General features: G+C 63.6%; 13 protein-coding genes. 8 read left to right on the top strand and 5 right to left on the bottom strand.

What is annotated here, in order from left to right; translation table 11 throughout:
* Positions 1–3: 3 nt before the first annotated feature.
* Entirely contained in the window at positions 4–603 is a 600-nt protein-coding gene (gene nudK, locus QRM60_RS07630; protein WP_285445891.1) for a GDP-mannose pyrophosphatase NudK, read from the bottom strand.
* 534 nt (positions 604–1,137) lie between these two features.
* Between nudK and QRM60_RS07635 the strand changes: the two genes are divergently transcribed.
* Complete coding sequence (locus QRM60_RS07635; protein WP_285445892.1) at positions 1,138–2,412, top strand: hypothetical protein; 1,275 nt, start codon at positions 1,138–1,140, stop codon at positions 2,410–2,412.
* A 33-nt stretch (positions 2,413–2,445) separates the two neighbouring features.
* Here the strand turns inward: QRM60_RS07635 and QRM60_RS07640 are convergent, their stop codons facing one another.
* Positions 2,446–3,912 carry a rhomboid family intramembrane serine protease gene (locus QRM60_RS07640; protein ID WP_285445893.1) on the bottom strand — a complete coding sequence of 489 codons (1,467 nt, stop codon included), beginning with the start codon at positions 3,910–3,912 and terminating at the stop codon, positions 2,446–2,448.
* 107 nt (positions 3,913–4,019) lie between these two features.
* Here QRM60_RS07640 and greB point away from each other — a divergent pair, with 107 nt between their 5' ends.
* Positions 4,020–4,526: a transcription elongation factor GreB gene (gene greB, locus QRM60_RS07645; RefSeq protein ID WP_285445894.1), complete on the top strand. Its 507-nt coding sequence runs from the start codon at positions 4,020–4,022 to the stop codon at positions 4,524–4,526.
* 324 nt (positions 4,527–4,850) lie between these two features.
* Here greB and rimO read toward each other — a convergent pair whose 3' ends face one another.
* Positions 4,851–6,224: a 30S ribosomal protein S12 methylthiotransferase RimO gene (gene rimO, locus QRM60_RS07650; protein ID WP_115556357.1), complete on the bottom strand. Its 1,374-nt coding sequence runs from the start codon at positions 6,222–6,224 to the stop codon at positions 4,851–4,853.
* Positions 6,225–6,407: 183 nt separating this feature from the next.
* On the opposite strand from rimO, the gene QRM60_RS07655 reads away from it, so the two are divergent.
* From QRM60_RS07655 to QRM60_RS07670, 4 genes are all read left to right on the top strand, one after another.
* On the top strand, positions 6,408–7,070 hold the full coding sequence (locus QRM60_RS07655) for a dienelactone hydrolase family protein (protein WP_115540601.1): 663 nt from the start codon (positions 6,408–6,410) through the stop codon (positions 7,068–7,070).
* Entirely contained in the window at positions 7,067–7,504 is a 438-nt protein-coding gene (locus tag QRM60_RS07660; RefSeq protein WP_285445895.1) for an HIT family protein, read from the top strand. Before QRM60_RS07655 ends, QRM60_RS07660 begins: the two co-directional genes overlap by 4 nt.
* A 25-nt stretch (positions 7,505–7,529) precedes the next feature.
* Positions 7,530–7,697, top strand: a complete 168-nt coding sequence (locus QRM60_RS07665) for a DUF5668 domain-containing protein (protein ID WP_011037698.1) — start codon at positions 7,530–7,532, stop codon at positions 7,695–7,697.
* A 344-nt stretch (positions 7,698–8,041) separates the two neighbouring features.
* Positions 8,042–8,227, top strand: a complete 186-nt coding sequence (locus QRM60_RS07670) for a DUF5668 domain-containing protein (RefSeq protein WP_115556359.1) — start codon at positions 8,042–8,044, stop codon at positions 8,225–8,227.
* Positions 8,228–8,253: 26 nt separating this feature from the next.
* On the opposite strand, the gene dcd is transcribed toward QRM60_RS07670, so the two are convergent.
* Positions 8,254–8,823: a dCTP deaminase gene (gene dcd / locus QRM60_RS07675; protein WP_010366727.1), complete on the bottom strand. Its 570-nt coding sequence runs from the start codon at positions 8,821–8,823 to the stop codon at positions 8,254–8,256.
* A gap of 91 nt (positions 8,824–8,914) precedes the next feature.
* Positions 8,915–9,766, bottom strand: a complete 852-nt coding sequence (gene apbC, locus QRM60_RS07680) for an iron-sulfur cluster carrier protein ApbC (RefSeq protein ID WP_115005885.1) — start codon at positions 9,764–9,766, stop codon at positions 8,915–8,917.
* Between the two features lie 321 nt (positions 9,767–10,087).
* Here apbC and QRM60_RS07685 point away from each other — a divergent pair, with 321 nt between their 5' ends.
* Together QRM60_RS07685 and QRM60_RS07690 are read left to right on the top strand one after the other, a co-directional pair.
* Positions 10,088–13,078: a TonB-dependent receptor gene (locus QRM60_RS07685; protein ID WP_285445896.1), complete on the top strand. Its 2,991-nt coding sequence runs from the start codon at positions 10,088–10,090 to the stop codon at positions 13,076–13,078.
* A 361-nt stretch (positions 13,079–13,439) separates the two neighbouring features.
* Positions 13,440–16,499: a TonB-dependent receptor gene (locus QRM60_RS07690; RefSeq protein WP_285445897.1), complete on the top strand. Its 3,060-nt coding sequence runs from the start codon at positions 13,440–13,442 to the stop codon at positions 16,497–16,499.
* The last annotated feature ends 47 nt before the right edge of the window (positions 16,500–16,546 follow it).

Raw genomic sequence — 16,546 nt, forward strand, 5'->3', positions numbered from 1 at the left:
ACCTTAATCAAGCACACCATGCAACTTGGCGTACTGCAGCAACATGATGGTCTTGGCATCGGCGATCTCGCCGGTAGCAATCATCGCCAGCGCAGCGTCGAGCGACAGTTCCAGCACCTCGATCTCTTCGCCGTCTTCTTCGACCCCGCCGCCGGCGCTCACCTTGTCGCCGTCGATATATTCACCGACGAAGAAATACAGACGTTCGGTCACCGAGCCCGGGCTCATGAAGGCCTCGAAGACCTTACGCACGTTCTCGATGCGGTAGCCGGTTTCCTCTTCGGTTTCCTTGCGGATACAGGCCTCGGGATCGTCCTGATCCAGCAGGCCGGCGCAGGCTTCGATCAGCATGCCGTCGGGGTTGCCGTTGAGCAGGGTCGGCAGCCGGAACTGGCGGGTGAGCATCACCGTTTGCCTGGCGCGGCTGTACAGCAGAATGGTGGCGCCATTTCCGCGATCGTAGGCCTCCCGCGACAAGGTCTGCCACCGGCCATCCTTGCGCTGGAAATCGAAGGTGACCTTGCGCAGGACATACCAGTTGTCCGAGAGCACATCGATGGACCGAACACGAACCTGCGGGTTGCCGGTGGCGGTTGGAAGCAAGACGACACTCCTTGTGACATGACCGATCAACAGCGCAACACCGTGCCACGCCATCCGGCCGTGCCTTGCGCGAGGCTGCGCAGTTTACCCGGCGCAAGGCACGGGATGCGCCTTGCTGCATGAGGGCTGCCCTGTTTCGCGACGTGATGCCGACGAGCGTGTTGACGCATGACGTAGATGCGCCTGGCGCAGTCGCACGCCAGCGACGCGGTGCGCAAGCTGATCCCCGCGCTGCATCCCGCAACAATCGGTGCACGCCTTCACTGGACGAAACACAGCACTCCCATGCGTCACCGTCATGCGCATTCGACGCCCATGCTCATGCAGATATCGCGCGCCCCCAACAGTGACAACAACCCAACACGGAGCGCACGCACGACTAGCCAATCAGCATGGGACCGCCCTCCCCGCTCTCTCCCGTCGCCCCCCAACTCAGCAACCGAGCTCTTCCACTTCGGTGCGACCACCACATCCAATTGCGCGCGGGCACGCGCCGCCGCACAATCGCGCCACATCACACGCCTGGGGAGCGTCATGGAAGACCGTTTTCGCGCACGCAAGGTGGCGGCGCAGGCTGCGCCCGCACCGTTCTGGACCCGTATTCCGGCCATCGCCACCTATCCGCTGCGTGGCTCTGCGCTATACGCGCTGATCGCGCTGACCTTGTGCAGCGCGCTGCTGGTCTTGCCGGGCATCCTGAAGCTTGTTGTCCTGGGCGTGCTCGGCATGGCCACCTATACCTACGCTTTCGACATCCTGCGGCACAGCGCCAACGGCGAGCACGATGCGCCGCGGCTGGGCTACAACAGCTTCGACAGCGCAGTGCTGCGGCTGATTCTGCTGGCCTTCGCACTGGGTATTGTGATCGTCGCCGCTGGCGTGATCGCCGGCAAACCTGGCTTGACCGTTGCGTACCTGGCCGTCCAGCTGTTGCTGCCCGGCATGATGATCGCCCTGGCCATCGACGGCAGCCTGCGCCGCGCACTCAATCCGGCGGTCTCTATCGACATGGCGCTACGCATCGGCTGGCCGTACCTGGCCGCCTATGGCTTGCTCTACGTCATCCAGGGTAGCGGCACGGCGGCGATCTTCGTGGCATTGAAGTACCTGCCGCCGGTGGTGCGCGAGCTGACCATCGTGGTGGCCTCGATCTGGAGCCTGTTCGCCAGCTTCCATCTGATGGGCTATCTGGTCTACCAGTACCACGAGGAACTCGGCTACGAGCCCAGCGGCGGCGTTGCCCTGCAGCGCGAAGACCCCGACCAACGCCTGCTCGACGAAGCAGAGCAGTTCGTGCGCGATGGGCATTCGGACGAAGCATTTCAGGCCTTGCGCGGCGCGGTGCGCTCGCGTGCGGTGAGCCTGGCGGTGCATGAGTTGTACCAGCGCCTGCTGCGCCAGCACCACCTTAACGACGAACTGCGCGACCACACCCGCCAGTACATCAATCGCCTGCTGCAGGAAAAACAGGAGCGACGCGCACTGGCCCTGCAACGCGAAGCGCTGGACACCGACCCCAACTTTGCACCGCTATTGCCCGAGCAGGCGACGCTGCTGGCCGAGCGCGCGAAGATGGCCGGGCAATACCAATTGGCGACCGATGGCCTGCTGGCCGCCATCGGCGCGTGGCCGCGCGAGCGCATGCTGCCGGCCTGGTCGCTGGACGCCGGCTTGCTGTTGGCCGAGCGCTTCGCGCGCGACGATGACGCGCGCATGGTGCTGCAGAACGCGCTGGACCACTGTGACGATGAAGCCCAGCGCGCCAAGCTGGCAGCGGCACTGAAAGCGGTGGCGATTCAACCCGCGTAAGTGGCGGCTGCGCGGTCTTTTCCGCAGCCGCTCTCACCCATTGTCCAGCAGGAACCGCGCCTTGTTGGCCTGGCCCTGCTCGGGGAATTGCTCCAGTAACTGACGCAGCACGCGCGTGCGCTGCTCGCCCGCCTGCAACTCGCCATGCCGCAACGCCAGCACGAACCACTGCTGGGCAAGCTCCGCGCGCGGCGTGCTCAGCGCACTGTCTTTCAACAGCCGTTCCGCGTCGGCCAGCAGGCCATTGCGCAGGCAATTGCCGATCAACGCCATCCGTGCCGATGGATCGCAGTCGAGGTGGTCCTTGGCCAATTCGGCCGCCACCGTCAGCTGCAGGCGCGTCTGTTCGGCGCTGTGCGCGTGCAGCCGCAGCAGCGTGTCCGCGTGCTGCTGAAGTTCCTTGAGACGGCCCGCGTTACGGGCCACGCGATAGCGCGCCAGGGCAATCTCCGCGCTGCGTGGCTGCTCGCTTGCCAGCTCTGCCAGCAGGCGCTCGGCCTCGGCATTTTCCATGCGCCCCAGATGCCGCTGTGCACGCTCCCAGCGGTCGTCCGCCTGCGCCACCGCGTCGTCCTCCATGAAAGCCGGGCGGGTCTGCCGCACCAGCACCAGCAGCGCACCGAGCAGCGCGCCACTCACCAGCCCACCGGCATGCGCATCGAATCCAATGCCTTGATTGTCACGCCAGAGCAGGTTGTAGAGCTCCCAGCCCAACCACAGCGGCAGCAACAGAATCGCCGGACCCCGCACATAGTTAAACACCACGAAAAACCAGTAGAAAAAGCGCACCCGCCGGCGGCCCCAGACCACGCAGAACGCGCCCATCAGCGCCGCGATTGCGCCAGAGGCGCCCAGCCCGCCACCGGGTTGGCCCCACCGCCACCACAGGCTCACTGCGCTCGCACCAAACCCGCCGAGCAGGTACAGCAGCAGGAACCAGCCGCTGCCGATCGCCCCTTCCAGCAACGTGCCCAGCGCCAGCAGGAACACCATGTTGCCCAGCAGATGGTCCAGGTCGCCGTGCAGGAAGGTGGCCGACAGCATGCGCTGCGGCGACCATTCCGAACTGCGCTGGATGTGGCGCAAGGTGAACACCTTGGACAGCCGCGCATCGTAGGGCGCACGCAACGCGTACCAGTCGCGTCGTTGCGCATCGTCGTCGAACAGGCGTCCGCTGCGCAGGGCATCGGTAAACGCCACATCGTTCATGGTCAGCTGCGCCAGGTAGGCCACCCGTTGCCGCACCGGCACCTTGTCCCATTGCGCCTGGCGCGCCGCACGCACCTTCGCATCGTCGCTCTGTGCCAGGTAGCGCGCATGCGCCTTGCCCTCCAGCGCGCCCAGGCCGGACTCCACGTAATAGCGCACCGCATTGGCGATGAGGCCGTCGTCCTTGCGCTGGTACCCCACATGGATCACGACATTGAGCAGCACCAGCAGCAGCGTGACCCAGGGAATGTTCTGGCGCGACCAGGGTTTATGCAGCGGCATGATCAGCATGGCAGGCGTCCGTGTCCCAAGGCGCAAAGCTTCGCCGGGCGGATGCGGATGCGCAAGCGCGCCATGCGCGCTAGCATCGCGCCCCCATCCTGCCCCGTTGGTCGCCCATGAGCCGCTGGCGCCCCCCTGCCGAAAAAAGCACTGCGTTGATCACGCCGGAAGGCCATGCGCGGCTAAAGGCCGAACTGGACGAGCTGTGGCGCCTGCGTCGGCCCGAGGTGGTGCGCGCGCTCGCGGCGGCCGCAGCCGAGGGCGACCGCTCGGAAAACGCCGAGTACACCTATCGCAAGAAACAGCTGGGCGAGATCGATCGCCGTGTGCGTTACCTCAGCAAGCGGCTGGAAGCGCTGCGCGTAGTGGATACCGCACCGACGGATCCGCAGGCGGTGTTCTTTGGCGCACAGGTTGAGCTGGAAGATGCCGACAGCGGCGAGCTGCTGCGTTACCGCATCGTGGGGCCAGACGAGACCGACGCCGGGCGCGGCTGGATCAGCATCGATTCGCCATTGGCGCGCGCGTTGCTGAAAAAGCGCGTGGACGATGAGTTCGAGGCACAACTCCCGTCGGGCAAGCACACCTTTGTGGTGGTGGCGGTGGAGTACACGGCAGCTTAGGTGGCGTGGGCGTGCGTGAGGCAATCCGGGTGGTTTGGATCCTTGCCTGCTGGTGCCGATGCGCGCGGTTGGAGGCGTGTGGTTGTGGGGTAACGCCTCATCGCGCGCTGGCGCGCTCCTACGCGGCTGGCCGTGTGCGGTGGCAATGCAGCGCACCTTGAACAGTCCAGCTGCGCTGCGGAAGCCTCGTCGCGCGCGAACCCGCTCCTATGAGGCGGGTGCGTCGATTGCGTGCTGGCGTGCTGGATATTTCGGCGCACACCAGTTTCATTGCACACACCAAACGGCCAGCGACGCTTGCCACTCGCTGGCCCGCCGCTGCGGCTAGACCATCTGCAGGTTCAATGCGCGGGGCGGCTGCACCGCAAGATCAGACGGCAGCGCATCACCGAACAGGTCGTGCTCATCGCTGTCGGTGATCTCCACATCGACCAGGTCGCCCACCTTCAACTTGAGCTCGCCGCCGTTCTGGATGTGCACCAGGCCGTCGATCTCCGGCGCGTCCGCGCGCGAACGGGCCACCGCGATATCGTCTTCGATCAGGTCGACCAGGCACTGCTGCACCGTGCCGATCTTGGCTTCCAGCCGCGCCGCGGAGATCTCCGCCTGCCTGGCCATGAAACGCGCCAGACGCTCCTGCTTCAGTTCTTCCGGCACCGGGTCCGGCAACGCGTTGGCGCTGGCGCCCTCCACCGGCGAATACGCAAACGCCCCCACGCGGTCCAGCTGGGCCTGGTCCAGAAACTCCAGCAGCGCTTCGAACTCGGCATCGGTCTCGCCGGGGAAGCCGACGATGAAGGTCGAGCGCACCGTGATCTCCGGGCACATCGCCTTCCAGCGCTGCACGCGCTCCAGGGTCTTTTCCACTGCGCCCGGCCGCTTCATCAGCTTGAGGATGCGCGGGCTGGCGTGCTGGAACGGGATGTCCAGGTACGGCAGCAGCTTGCCTTCGGCCATCAGCGGAATCACATCGTCCACGTGCGGATACGGGTAAACGTAATGCAGCCGCGTCCACACGCCCAGCTCCGACAAACCTTCGCACAGCGCCTTCATGCGGGTCTGGTACATGCGATCGCGCCACGGGCGCTCGGCATACTTCAGGTCCACGCCGTAGGCCGAGGTGTCCTGCGAGACCACCAGCAGCTCCTTGACGCCGCCGCGCACCAGCCGCTCGGCCTCGCGCAGCACCTCGTCGACCGGGCGCGAGGCCAGATCGCCGCGCATGGACGGAATGATGCAAAAGCTGCAACGGTGATTGCAGCCTTCGGAAATCTTCAGGTACGCGTAGTGGCGCGGCGTGAGCTTGATGCCGTAGTCCGGCACCAGATCCACAAACGGGTCGTGACGCGGCGGCAGCGCGGCGTGCACCGCTTCCATCACGCTCTGGTAGTCCTGCGGGCCGGAGACCGCCAGCACCTGCGGGTAGGCCTCGCGGATCTGCTCCGGGCGCTTGCCCAGGCAGCCGGTGACGATCACCTTGCCGTTGGCGTTCATCGCCTCGCCGATCGCATCCAGCGACTCGGTCACCGCCGAATCGATGAAGCCGCAGGTATTGACCACTACCACGTCGGCCGCGTCGTAGCTGGGCACGATGTCGTAGCCCTCCACGCGTAGCTGGGTGAGGATGCGTTCGGAATCGACGAGCGCCTTCGGGCAGCCAAGGCTGACGAAGCCGACTTTGGGGTTCAGCTGGGACATGGAAGCAGGAGCCTGGGAAACGGAGCGGCCTGGGGCCTGGGCAAGGCCAATTATAGCGGCGTGCGGGCAGCGCTCTGAACCGCCGTACCTCGCCAGCCCGGCCGGCTTTGCGAAACCCTCACTTTTCACGATGCCGGTCCGGTCGATAATGCGCGCCTCCCTCGCTGCACATCAGGAATTCCCATGGGTCACTGGACCACGCTCGACACCTCCGACGGCCAGGTTGCCGCCTGGCACGCCACCCCCGCCACCAGCCCGCGCGGCGGCCTGGTGGTGATCCAGGAGATCTTCGGCGTCAACGAACATATCCGCGCGGTGGCCGATGACTACGCCGCACGCGGCTACGAGGTGCTGGCGCCGGCCTTTTTCGACCTGGAAGAAAAGGACGTGCAGCTGCCCTACGACCAGGAAAGCCTCAAGCGCGGCCTGGCGCTGGCCAACGCGGTGGGCCTGGAACGCGCGGTGGAGGTGGTGAAATCTGCCGCCACCCTGCTGACCCGTGCCGGCAAGGTGGGCACAGTGGGCTATTGCTGGGGCGGCTCGGTGGCGCTGCTGTCGGCGATCCGTCTGGGGCTGCCCTCGGTGAGCTATTACGGCGGCCGCAATACGCAGCTGCTGGACGAAACGCCCAAGGCGCCGGTGATGTTCCACTTCGGGGAGCAGGACAGCAGCATTCCGCCCGAAGCGATCCAGGCGCACCGCGAAAAGCTGCCGCAGATGGAGACCTTCGTCTACCCGACCGGGCACGCCTTCAATCGCAGCATCGACCCGACCCACTACGACGCCGACAGCGCCGAGCGGGCGCTGGAGCGCACCCTGGGCTTCTTCGACGCCCACCTGGGATGAGCGCCCCCGTCTCGAATGCGCCGGCCACGGGCGCCTTTGAACTGGATGCGCGGCTGGCCGCCGACAGCGTCTTCGTCGCCGAGGGCCCGCTGTCGCAGGTGCGGCTGATGGACGACACCCGCTTCCCCTGGCTGGTACTGGTACCGCGGGTGGCCGAGGTCAGCGAATGGATCGATCTGGATGGCGGCCAGCAGCGCCTGTTGCTGGCGGAGATCAACCAGCTCTCGCAGCTGCTGCGGGTCGAGCCGCAGGTGAGCAAGCTCAATATCGGCGCGCTGGGCAACATCGTGCGCCAGCTGCATGTGCACCTGGTCGGCCGCCATCCCGGCGATGCGGCCTGGCCCGGGCCGGTGTGGGGCAGCGGCAGCGCGCAACGGTTTGCGCCCGATGCACTGCAGGAGCGTGTCGCGGCGTGGGCGCAACGGCTACGATAGGCGCCCGTTCCCATCTGTTGCCCGCATGAAATCCAACGTCGTTGCCGCGCTGATCCTGATCCTCGTCGGCCTGCTGTTTCTGGCCAACAACCTGGGCTGGACCAATCTCAGCCTGGGCAAGCTGATAGCCACCTGGTGGCCGGCCGCGCTGGTCGCTTGCGGCGTGGGGATGTTGTTCGGGCGGGGCAAGTAGCCGGGAATTGGGAATGGGGTGAGCAGTCGATCAGCCCCGCGCGTAATCAGAGCGCCAAGATCCCTTCTCCCATCGGGAGAAGGTGCCCCGAAGGGGCGGATGAGGGTACGCGCGAAGCCTCATGCGCATTTCGACTGCACCGTAGAAAAAACAGGGGTTCCGCACCCCTGAAGACGTCGACGACCTGATTGCCAGCGATCAACCGAAGGCGACATGGTTACCAATGCAGTCATGACCTTGCGGTCTTCGACATGACCTTTGTCATCCGCAATTGTTGACTTCCGGCACCTGATCGGCGCGCGCATCGCGCGCAGCATGGCCTCACACCTACCGAGGACATCGCCATGCGCTACCGCCTGATTCCTGCACTGTTTCTGATCACGCTGGGCAGCTTATTCCTGCTGGATAACCTCGGGCTGGCCCGTTTCGATCTTGGCAACCTGGTGTCGACCTGGTGGCCAGCGTTTCTGATCGCCGCTGGCGTGCGCCAACTGCTGCGCTACTGGCAGCGCACGGCCGTGACCTGCTGAGGCAGGGTCACGGCCGCATCACTGCATCACGTGCGCGGCAGGGTCACGCCGGTCTGGCCCTGGTACTTGCCGCCTCGGTCCTTGTACGAGGTTTCGCACACCTCATCGGACTGGAAAAACAGCATTTGCGCCACGCCTTCGTTGGCGTAGATGCGCGCCGGCAGCGGCGTGGTGTTGCTGAATTCCAACGTGACGTGGCCTTCCCATTCCGGCTCCAGCGGCGTCACGTTGACGATGATGCCGCAGCGCGCGTAGGTGCTCTTGCCCAGGCACACCACCAGCGTGTCGCGCGGAATGCGGAAGTATTCGACCGTGCGTGCCAGCGCAAAGCTGTTCGGCGGGATGATGCAGACATCGGACTCGATGTCGACGAAGCTGCCCGGGTCGAAATGCTTCGGGTCGACGATCGTCGAGTTGATGTTGGTGAAGATCTTGAACTCGCGCGAGCAGCGCACGTCGTAGCCGTAGCTGGAGGTGCCGAAGCTGACGATGCGCTGGCCGGCGGCGTCGTGCTTGATCTGGCCGGGTTCGAACGGCTCGATCATGGCGTGCTGTTCGGCCATGCGCTTGATCCAGCGGTCGCTCTTGATGCTCATGCGGTGTTCCTTAAGACGGAAGGCGGCGGGCCGAGCGGCCCGCGCGAAGGGCGGCAAAGTCTAGCGTGCGTGGTCACACCTCGCTTGGCGGTTACAGCAGCGAGGCAGAAATCGGGATGCTGGCGCGCGGGCGCTTGCCCAGCTCCTCCGACAGCCGCGCAGCCGCCGCCAGATAGGCCTGCGCGGCTGCCGATTGCGGCGCGGCGATCACGATCGGCTGGCCCGCATCGCCCTGCTCGCGGATGCCGATATCCAGCGGCAGCGACCCCAGCAGCGGCACGCCGTACTGCGCGGCCATGCGCTCGCCGCCGCCTTCGCCGAACAGATGTTCGCGATGCCCGCAGTTGGAGCAGGTGTGCACCGCCATGTTCTCGACGATGCCCAGCACCGGCACTTCGACCTTCTCGAACATCTTCAAGGCCTTGCGCGCATCCAGCGTGGCGATGTCCTGCGGCGTGGTGACGATCACCGCACCGGCCACCGGGATCTTCTGCGACAAGGTGAGCTGGATGTCGCCGGTGCCTGGCGGCAGATCGATCAGCAGGTAGTCCAGGTCGTCCCACAGCGTGTCGTTGAAGAGCTGGGTCAACGCCGAGGTGGCCATCGGGCCGCGCCAGATCATCGGTGTGTCCTGGTCGACCAGCAGGCCGATCGACATCGCCTCGATGCCGAACGCGCGCAATGGCTCGATCGACTTGTTGTCCGGGCTGTCGGGCTTGCCGCTCAACCCCAGCATCGCCGGCACGCTCGGCCCGTAGATGTCCGCGTCGAGCACACCAACCCGCGCGCCCTGCTGGTGGAGCGCCAGCGCCAGATTGACCGCAGTAGTGGACTTGCCCACCCCGCCCTTACCCGAGCCCACCGCAATCACGTTGCGGATGCGCGCGTGCGGCGCGAGGGCGCCCTGCACCGCGTGCGCGGCGATCCTGCGCTCGGTACTCATGCCCGGCGCCTCGGCTGCGCAGTTGGCGCTGCGCGTGTGATTTTTCTGCTCATTGCCTTACCCAACTGAAGTCGACGACGCCCAGCGGCAACAACGGCCGGCGCGATCCGCCATGGACCGCCAAGTGTACCGGCGCAGCCGCTGTTGCTTGAGCGATTTGTGTTGCCTTGCCCTGCTGAGCCGGCTGCCTCAACCGTGTCAATGCGCGACATATTTCACAAAGGTGGACACACGATTAAGGAATTGTTACGTTCAAAAATCAGTTCAGCCGGCGCTCAGCGAGCGCGGCCGTCGCATCAACCCAGCGAGGATCCGCAAGGCATGTCGAGTCGTTCTCTGCACCGTACCCGTCGTCACCGTTTGAGCGCGGCGTTGCTCGCCGTGCTGGTCGTTCCCGCAGGCCACGCGCTTGCGCAGTCCGAAAATGGCGTTGCCCCGGACACCACCGATCTGGACAAGGTGACCGTCACCGGCTCGCGCATCGCGCGTACCGGCTTTGTCACCCCATCGCCGGTCACCGCGATCACCGCAGAAGAAATCCGCGCCACCGGTGCCACCACCATCAGCGACCTGATGGCACGCATGCCGGCGTTGGCGCCGAGCTACACGCTGGGCAACTCCACCCGCTTCATCGGCACCGCGGGCCTGGGCCTGCTCGACCTGCGCGGCATGGGCGTGGATCGCACGCTGGTGCTGGTCAACGGTCGTCGCCATGTGGGTTCCAGCCCGGGCTCCACCGCGGTCGACGTCAACACCATTCCGGTGGAATGGGTCGAGCGCGTGGAAGTCATCACCGGCGGCGCCTCGGCGGTGTACGGGGCTGACGCGGTGGCGGGCGTAGTGAACTTCATCCTCAAGAAATCGTTCACCGGCTTTGAAACGCGCGCGCAAACCGGCCTGGCCGACGAAGGCAACTACAACCGCTCCTTCGCCAGTTTCTCGGCAGGCGCCGACTTTGCCGGTGGGCGCGGCAACATCGCCGTTTCCGGCGAATACAGCAAGCAGGACCGCTTTGGCCGCGGCAACCGCGCCATCGGCCGCGAATACCTGGTGACGGTGCCCAACCCCGCCTACGACCCGACCCGTCCGCCCAGCGAACGCAACCCGCAGAACGTGCTCAGCGGCCCCGGTGGCAACCATTCCACCAGCTACGGCGGCACCTTCAACCTGGGCACCTTCGATTTCCGCAACCCAGCCAGCTACGGCAACCGCTACCTGTTCAATGAAGACGGCACGTTCCGCCGTAATCGTTATGACGGCACCGTGGTGAGCAACACCTCGTGCGTGGATTGCGACTTTGCCGACCTCAACGCCGTGGCCGATCTGCAACCCGGTTTCGATCGCAAGAGCGTCAACACGATGGTCAACTTCGAGCTCAGCGAGAACCATCGCCTGGTCTTCGAAGGCAAGTACAGCGAGACCGATTCGGAATTCTTCGGCCAGCCCGCCTTCGACAGCTCGCTGCGCGTGCGTCGGCAGAACCCGTATGTCAGTCCCGAACTCGGTGCGCTGATGGATTCACGCGGTGCCACGCAGATCCTGATGAATCGCTTCAACGTCGATGCCGGTCGGCGCGGCGAAAACATCGAACGCAAGACCTACCGTGCAGTGCTCGGCGCCGAAGGTAACTTCACCGACAACTGGACCTACGATGTGTCGGCCAACTACGGCAAGACCACGGTTGACCGCCAGAACCTCAACAACCGCATCAACGAGCGCTGGCAGGCCGGTATCGATGCGGCACGTGATGCCAGCGGCAATATCGTGTGCCGTACCACGCTCGATCCGAATGCCATCAACCCCAACACCAATCGTGTGTATTCGGCGCTGGCCCGCGAAGGCTGCGTGCCCTTCAGCGTGTTCGGCAACGGCGCGGTGAGCCCGGAAGCAGCAGCGTGGTTCAACACCACCGCCCGCTCGCAGGCCAAGATCCAGCAGACGGTCTTCAGCGCATCGGTGGCCAACAGCAACCTGCTGTCGCTGCCGGCCGGTGACATCGGCATCGCCGGTGGCGTGGAATACCGCAAGGAACAGAGCGAAGAAATCACCGATCCGCTGGCCGCATCGGGCGTGACCTTCCTCAATGCCATCCCGAACAGCGGCGGCGAGTACACCGTGCGGGAAGTGTTCGTGGAGAGCACCATTCCGCTACTGGCAGGTTTGCCCGGCGTGGATCGTCTCGCACTGGATCTGGCCGGCCGCTACTCGGACTACAGCAGCATCGGCTCGACCAAGACCTGGAACATCGGCCTGGACTGGACCATCATCCCGTCGCTGCGTCTGCGCGGCACGCTGGCCCAGGCGGTGCGCGCACCCAGCATCGGTGAGCTGTACGACTCGCAGAGCGAAAACTTCGCCACCATCAATGACCCCTGCAATTACCTCTCCAGCAACAGCAATCGTCCCGGCACCGCCGGCGATGTGGCGCTACGCCAGGCTAATTGCAGCGCCTTGGGCGTTCCGGTGGGCTGGATCGATACCTACACCGCCAACCGCCCCGGCGTGAGCGGCGGCAATCCGGAACTGAAGCCGGAACGCGCGCGCAGCCTGTCGTACGGGCTGGTGTGGCAGCCGGAGTTCTTCGAAGGTTTCGGCATGTCGGTTGACTACTGGCGCATCGACCTGCAGGACGCGATTGGCTCGGTGACGGCCGAAACCAATGCCACGCGTTGCGTGGACAACCCGGGTGGGATCAACAACAGCTTCTGCGGCTTCGTGCAGCGCGCACCGCTGGGTGGCTTCACTGACCCGCAAGGCCGGATCTATCCCGAACACAGCATCATCGGGTGGCAGGCGCTCAACGAAAACCTGGCGCGCTCGCGGCGTGTCGGCGTGGATCTGGAAATGGACTACCGCTTCCAGCTGGGCGAAGGCAACACCGTGTTGCGCCTGGTCGGCACGCGCCTGATCCAGTCGCGCGAGTGGGTGTTCCAGGATTTCCCGGAAGAGTACGACGAGTACGTGACCTACGTGACCGACCCGCGCTGGCGCGCGCAGTTCCAGACCAAGTACAACTGGAACGAATGGCGCGCCTCGTGGGACATGAACTACGTGGACGGCAACCTGCGCGTGACCCCGGAGAGCTACAACAGCAACCCGGGCTCGGCCAGCCCGATCCGCAACGGCTCGTACACGTACCACAACTTCCAGTTCGGCTATCAGTTCCCCGGCTCGAAGATCGATGTGTATCTCGGCATCGACAACGCCTTCGACAAGGACCCGCCGCGTAACTACTTCGGTTCGGACTTTACTTCCGCGCTGTACGACAACGTGGGCCGGTTCTTCTACCTGGGGACGACTGTGAAGTTCTAAGTGCTGGCATTAGCCGCAGCACCGGAAGGCCCCGCTTGTCGGGGCCTTTTTAGTTTCTTTCGAAACCTATTGCAGTGCTTATTGGTTTTTACTGAAACCAATAACTGATGGATCTCACATTAATCGGCTGTTATCTGAAGAGATTACGAAGATGAATTCACAGACGCCAATCGTCATGCATTGTGCAAACTGGCACCGAATTGTGCTGACTTCCGCACTTTCAACGCGGATGTCCGTCATTTCATTAATGAACCGTTGATAGCTATTGCAACGGCGGGCACAGATTCATTACGTTCGGGTTAAGGCCATCTGACTCTTCGGTGACCGCCACTTCCCCGATTTCCCAGTTCAAAGGTTAGGAATGAGCAATCAATTTCGTCGCCAGGTCCTCAAGCGCACCGCTCTCGCTGTCGTGCTCGGTGCGTGCCTAGCCAACGGCGCGGTGTATGCGCAGAGCACCACCGGCAGCATCTACGGCAGCGCGCCCAGCGAAGCCGGCAGCACCATCGTTGTGCAAAGCGATACAGGCCTCAGCCGCACCATCACCATCGATGCGAATGGCCGCTACAACCTAGGTTCGTTGCCGGTGGGCGCCTACACCGTCACGCTGAAGCGCGGTGATCAGGTCGTCGATACCCGCAAGAACGTGCAGTTGCGCGTCGGTTCCGGCACAGAAGTGTCGTTTGCGGATGCCGGCAGCTCAAGTACTGCCGACGCCACGACGCTCGGCGCGATCACGGTGACCGCCGCCAATGCGCCGAAGATCGATGTCAGCTCGACCACATCGCGTTCGGTGATTACCTCCGAACAGCTGGCGACCCTGCCGTTGGGACGGAGTGCGGAAGCGATCGCATTGCTCGCTCCCGGCGCAGTGTCGGGCGCTGGTGCATTCAATAACGGTTCCCGCTCGGTAGTGTCGTTCGGCGGCTCGGGCGTCACCGAAAATGCCTACTACATCAACGGTTTCAATGTCAGCAATCCGCTCAGCAACCTCGGTGGCGTCAGCCTGCCATACGGTGCGATCGACCAGCAGGAAACCTACACCGGTGGTTACAGCGCAAAATACGGTCGCTCGACCGGCGGCGTGATCAATCAGCTTGGTAAGCGCGGCACCAATGAGTGGCACTTCGGTGTCCAGTCTGTCTGGGAACCCGACTCGCTGGCGAGCTCGCGGGGAGATGTGTGGTTTCCGAATGCCACGCTGCCTGCTGGATACAAATACGACACACCTGACCAGCCGGGCACGCTGTATCGGGCTGGCAAGGACAATACGCAGACGCGTACCGTCTACAGCGCCTACGCGGGCGGCCCTCTGATCGAAGATCGCCTGTTTATCTTTGTGGCAGGCGAGTCCGAGAAGGTTGACGGTGTCAGCACCAATGCGAGTAGTGACTCCATCCAGGCCCGCAACAATTACGAGTACAGCACGCCGAAGTTCTACGGAAAATTGGACTGGAATATCAACGATAACAACATCGTTGAGTACACCCGAATTCAGAACACCGACCGGCGCAGTGGTTCCTACACCAGCTTCGACTACGACGGCCTAGTCCGTGGAGGCCCGACTGGGACGTTTCCTGACACATTTAAAATCAAAGACACCTACGACATCTTCAAGTACACCGGCTACATCACCGACGACTTGACCTTGAACGCGACGTGGGGCCGCAGCACGCAGCACAATCAGCAGTTCAATCCCTTCATTTCTGACTTGCCGTTTCTCGGAAGTGTGACGAGCCAGAATCCGGCCATCACCGGTGGCACGCCGATTCGCAACAATCAGGCGACCAATCGGGCGAAGGCTGACGATCCAATCAACAAGACCCGCAGCCTGAGGCTGGAGCTGAACTATCGGCTGGGTGACCACGACCTGACCGCAGGCGTGGACAACATGTATTTCAACGCCTACGACGAAGGCGTCCGCACCACGGGCCCTGGCTACCAGTGGATCTACGGACGAGCGGCCGATGAGCAGACCGCCGTGCGGCCCGGTCTCGGGGTCGGTGCCACGGGGCCTGGGTCGGACGGTTACTACGCACAGCAGCGCATTTTCACGACCACAACCAGCATGGCCGTTGAGCAAAAGGCGTATTACCTTGAGGATCGTTGGCAGGTCAACGACAAGTGGCTGTTAACACTCGGTATCCGTAACGACCAGTTCACCAACTACAACAGTGATCATGTCGAATATGTCGACAGTGGTGACCAGTGGGCGCCCCGTTTTGGCGCAAGCTGGGATGTCTTTGGCGATTCCTCTCTGAAGGTGTTTGCCAATCTGGGTCGTTATTATCTTGCCCTTCCCAACAGCGTTGCAGTTCGTGGTGCCTCGGCTTCGACCTATACAGATGAGTACTTCACCTATACGGGCATCGACGCCAATGGCGAACCAACCGGCCTAGCGCCCATCGGTCCCGGCCCGGTCTCCTCCAATGGCGAATACGGGCAGGCACCTGATCCGAATGCCTTCGCGCCCACCGACCTGAAATCGCAATACCAGGACGAATTCATCCTTGGCTTCGAGAAGACCTTGGGCGAAAGCTGGAACTCGGGCGCCAAGTTCACATATCGCAAGCTGCAGAGCGCGATTGACGACGTCTGCGACACCGCAAGGATTGCCGACAAGCTCGTCGCCACGGGTGGAAATCCAGATGCAGTCGATATTCCTGGCTGCGTCATGTTCAATCCCGGCAAAACCAACACCTATAGCTTGGCCAATGCCGACGGCTCCGGTTACACGCAGGTGCAAATGTCGCAGCAGGACTGGGGTTTCACCGATAAGGCCAAGCGTAGTTATGTCTCGGTCGACCTGTTCCTGGAACACCCGTTCGACGAAAAATGGTATGGCCGCGTCGATTACACCTGGTCGCACAGCTACGGCAACACCGAAGGTCAGGTGAAGTCGGATCTTGGTCAGGCGGACGTGTCCAAGACACAGGACTGGGATGCTGCGGCACTGATGTATTACGCCGGCGGAAGCCTCGCCAATGATCGTCGCCACCAACTCAAGGCCTTTGGTGCTTATCAGATCAGCCCGGAGTGGATGGCATCGGCAACGCTGCGCGTGATGTCCGGTACGCCAAGAACATGCCTTGGGTACTTTGAGAATGGCCAGGATCCGATCAGCTATGGCTCCGCCTATCATTACTGCGGCGGTCAGCCTTCCAATCCTGGCGACGCAGGCCGCACGCCCTGGATCAAGAATGTGGATCTTGGCGTGACCTATCGTCCGTCGTTTGCAGACCACAAGCTGGCCGTTGGTCTGCAGATCTTCAATGTGCTGAACGATCGCAGCGCGAACCGTGTTGATGGCGTCTATGAGACCGACCCGGGCCTTGTATCCAATACGTATGGCATCGGTTTGCAGGACTACAGCTACAACACGCCGCGCTACCTACGTCTCTCCGCGTCTTACGACTTCTGATAGCGCAACAAACCCGGAGCGTCATCGACGCTCCGGGCAGTTGAGAC

The organism is Xanthomonas sp. fls2-241-TYG-148, assembly GCF_030208815.1.
Taxonomy (GTDB): Bacteria; Pseudomonadota; Gammaproteobacteria; order Xanthomonadales; family Xanthomonadaceae; genus Xanthomonas; species Xanthomonas campestris.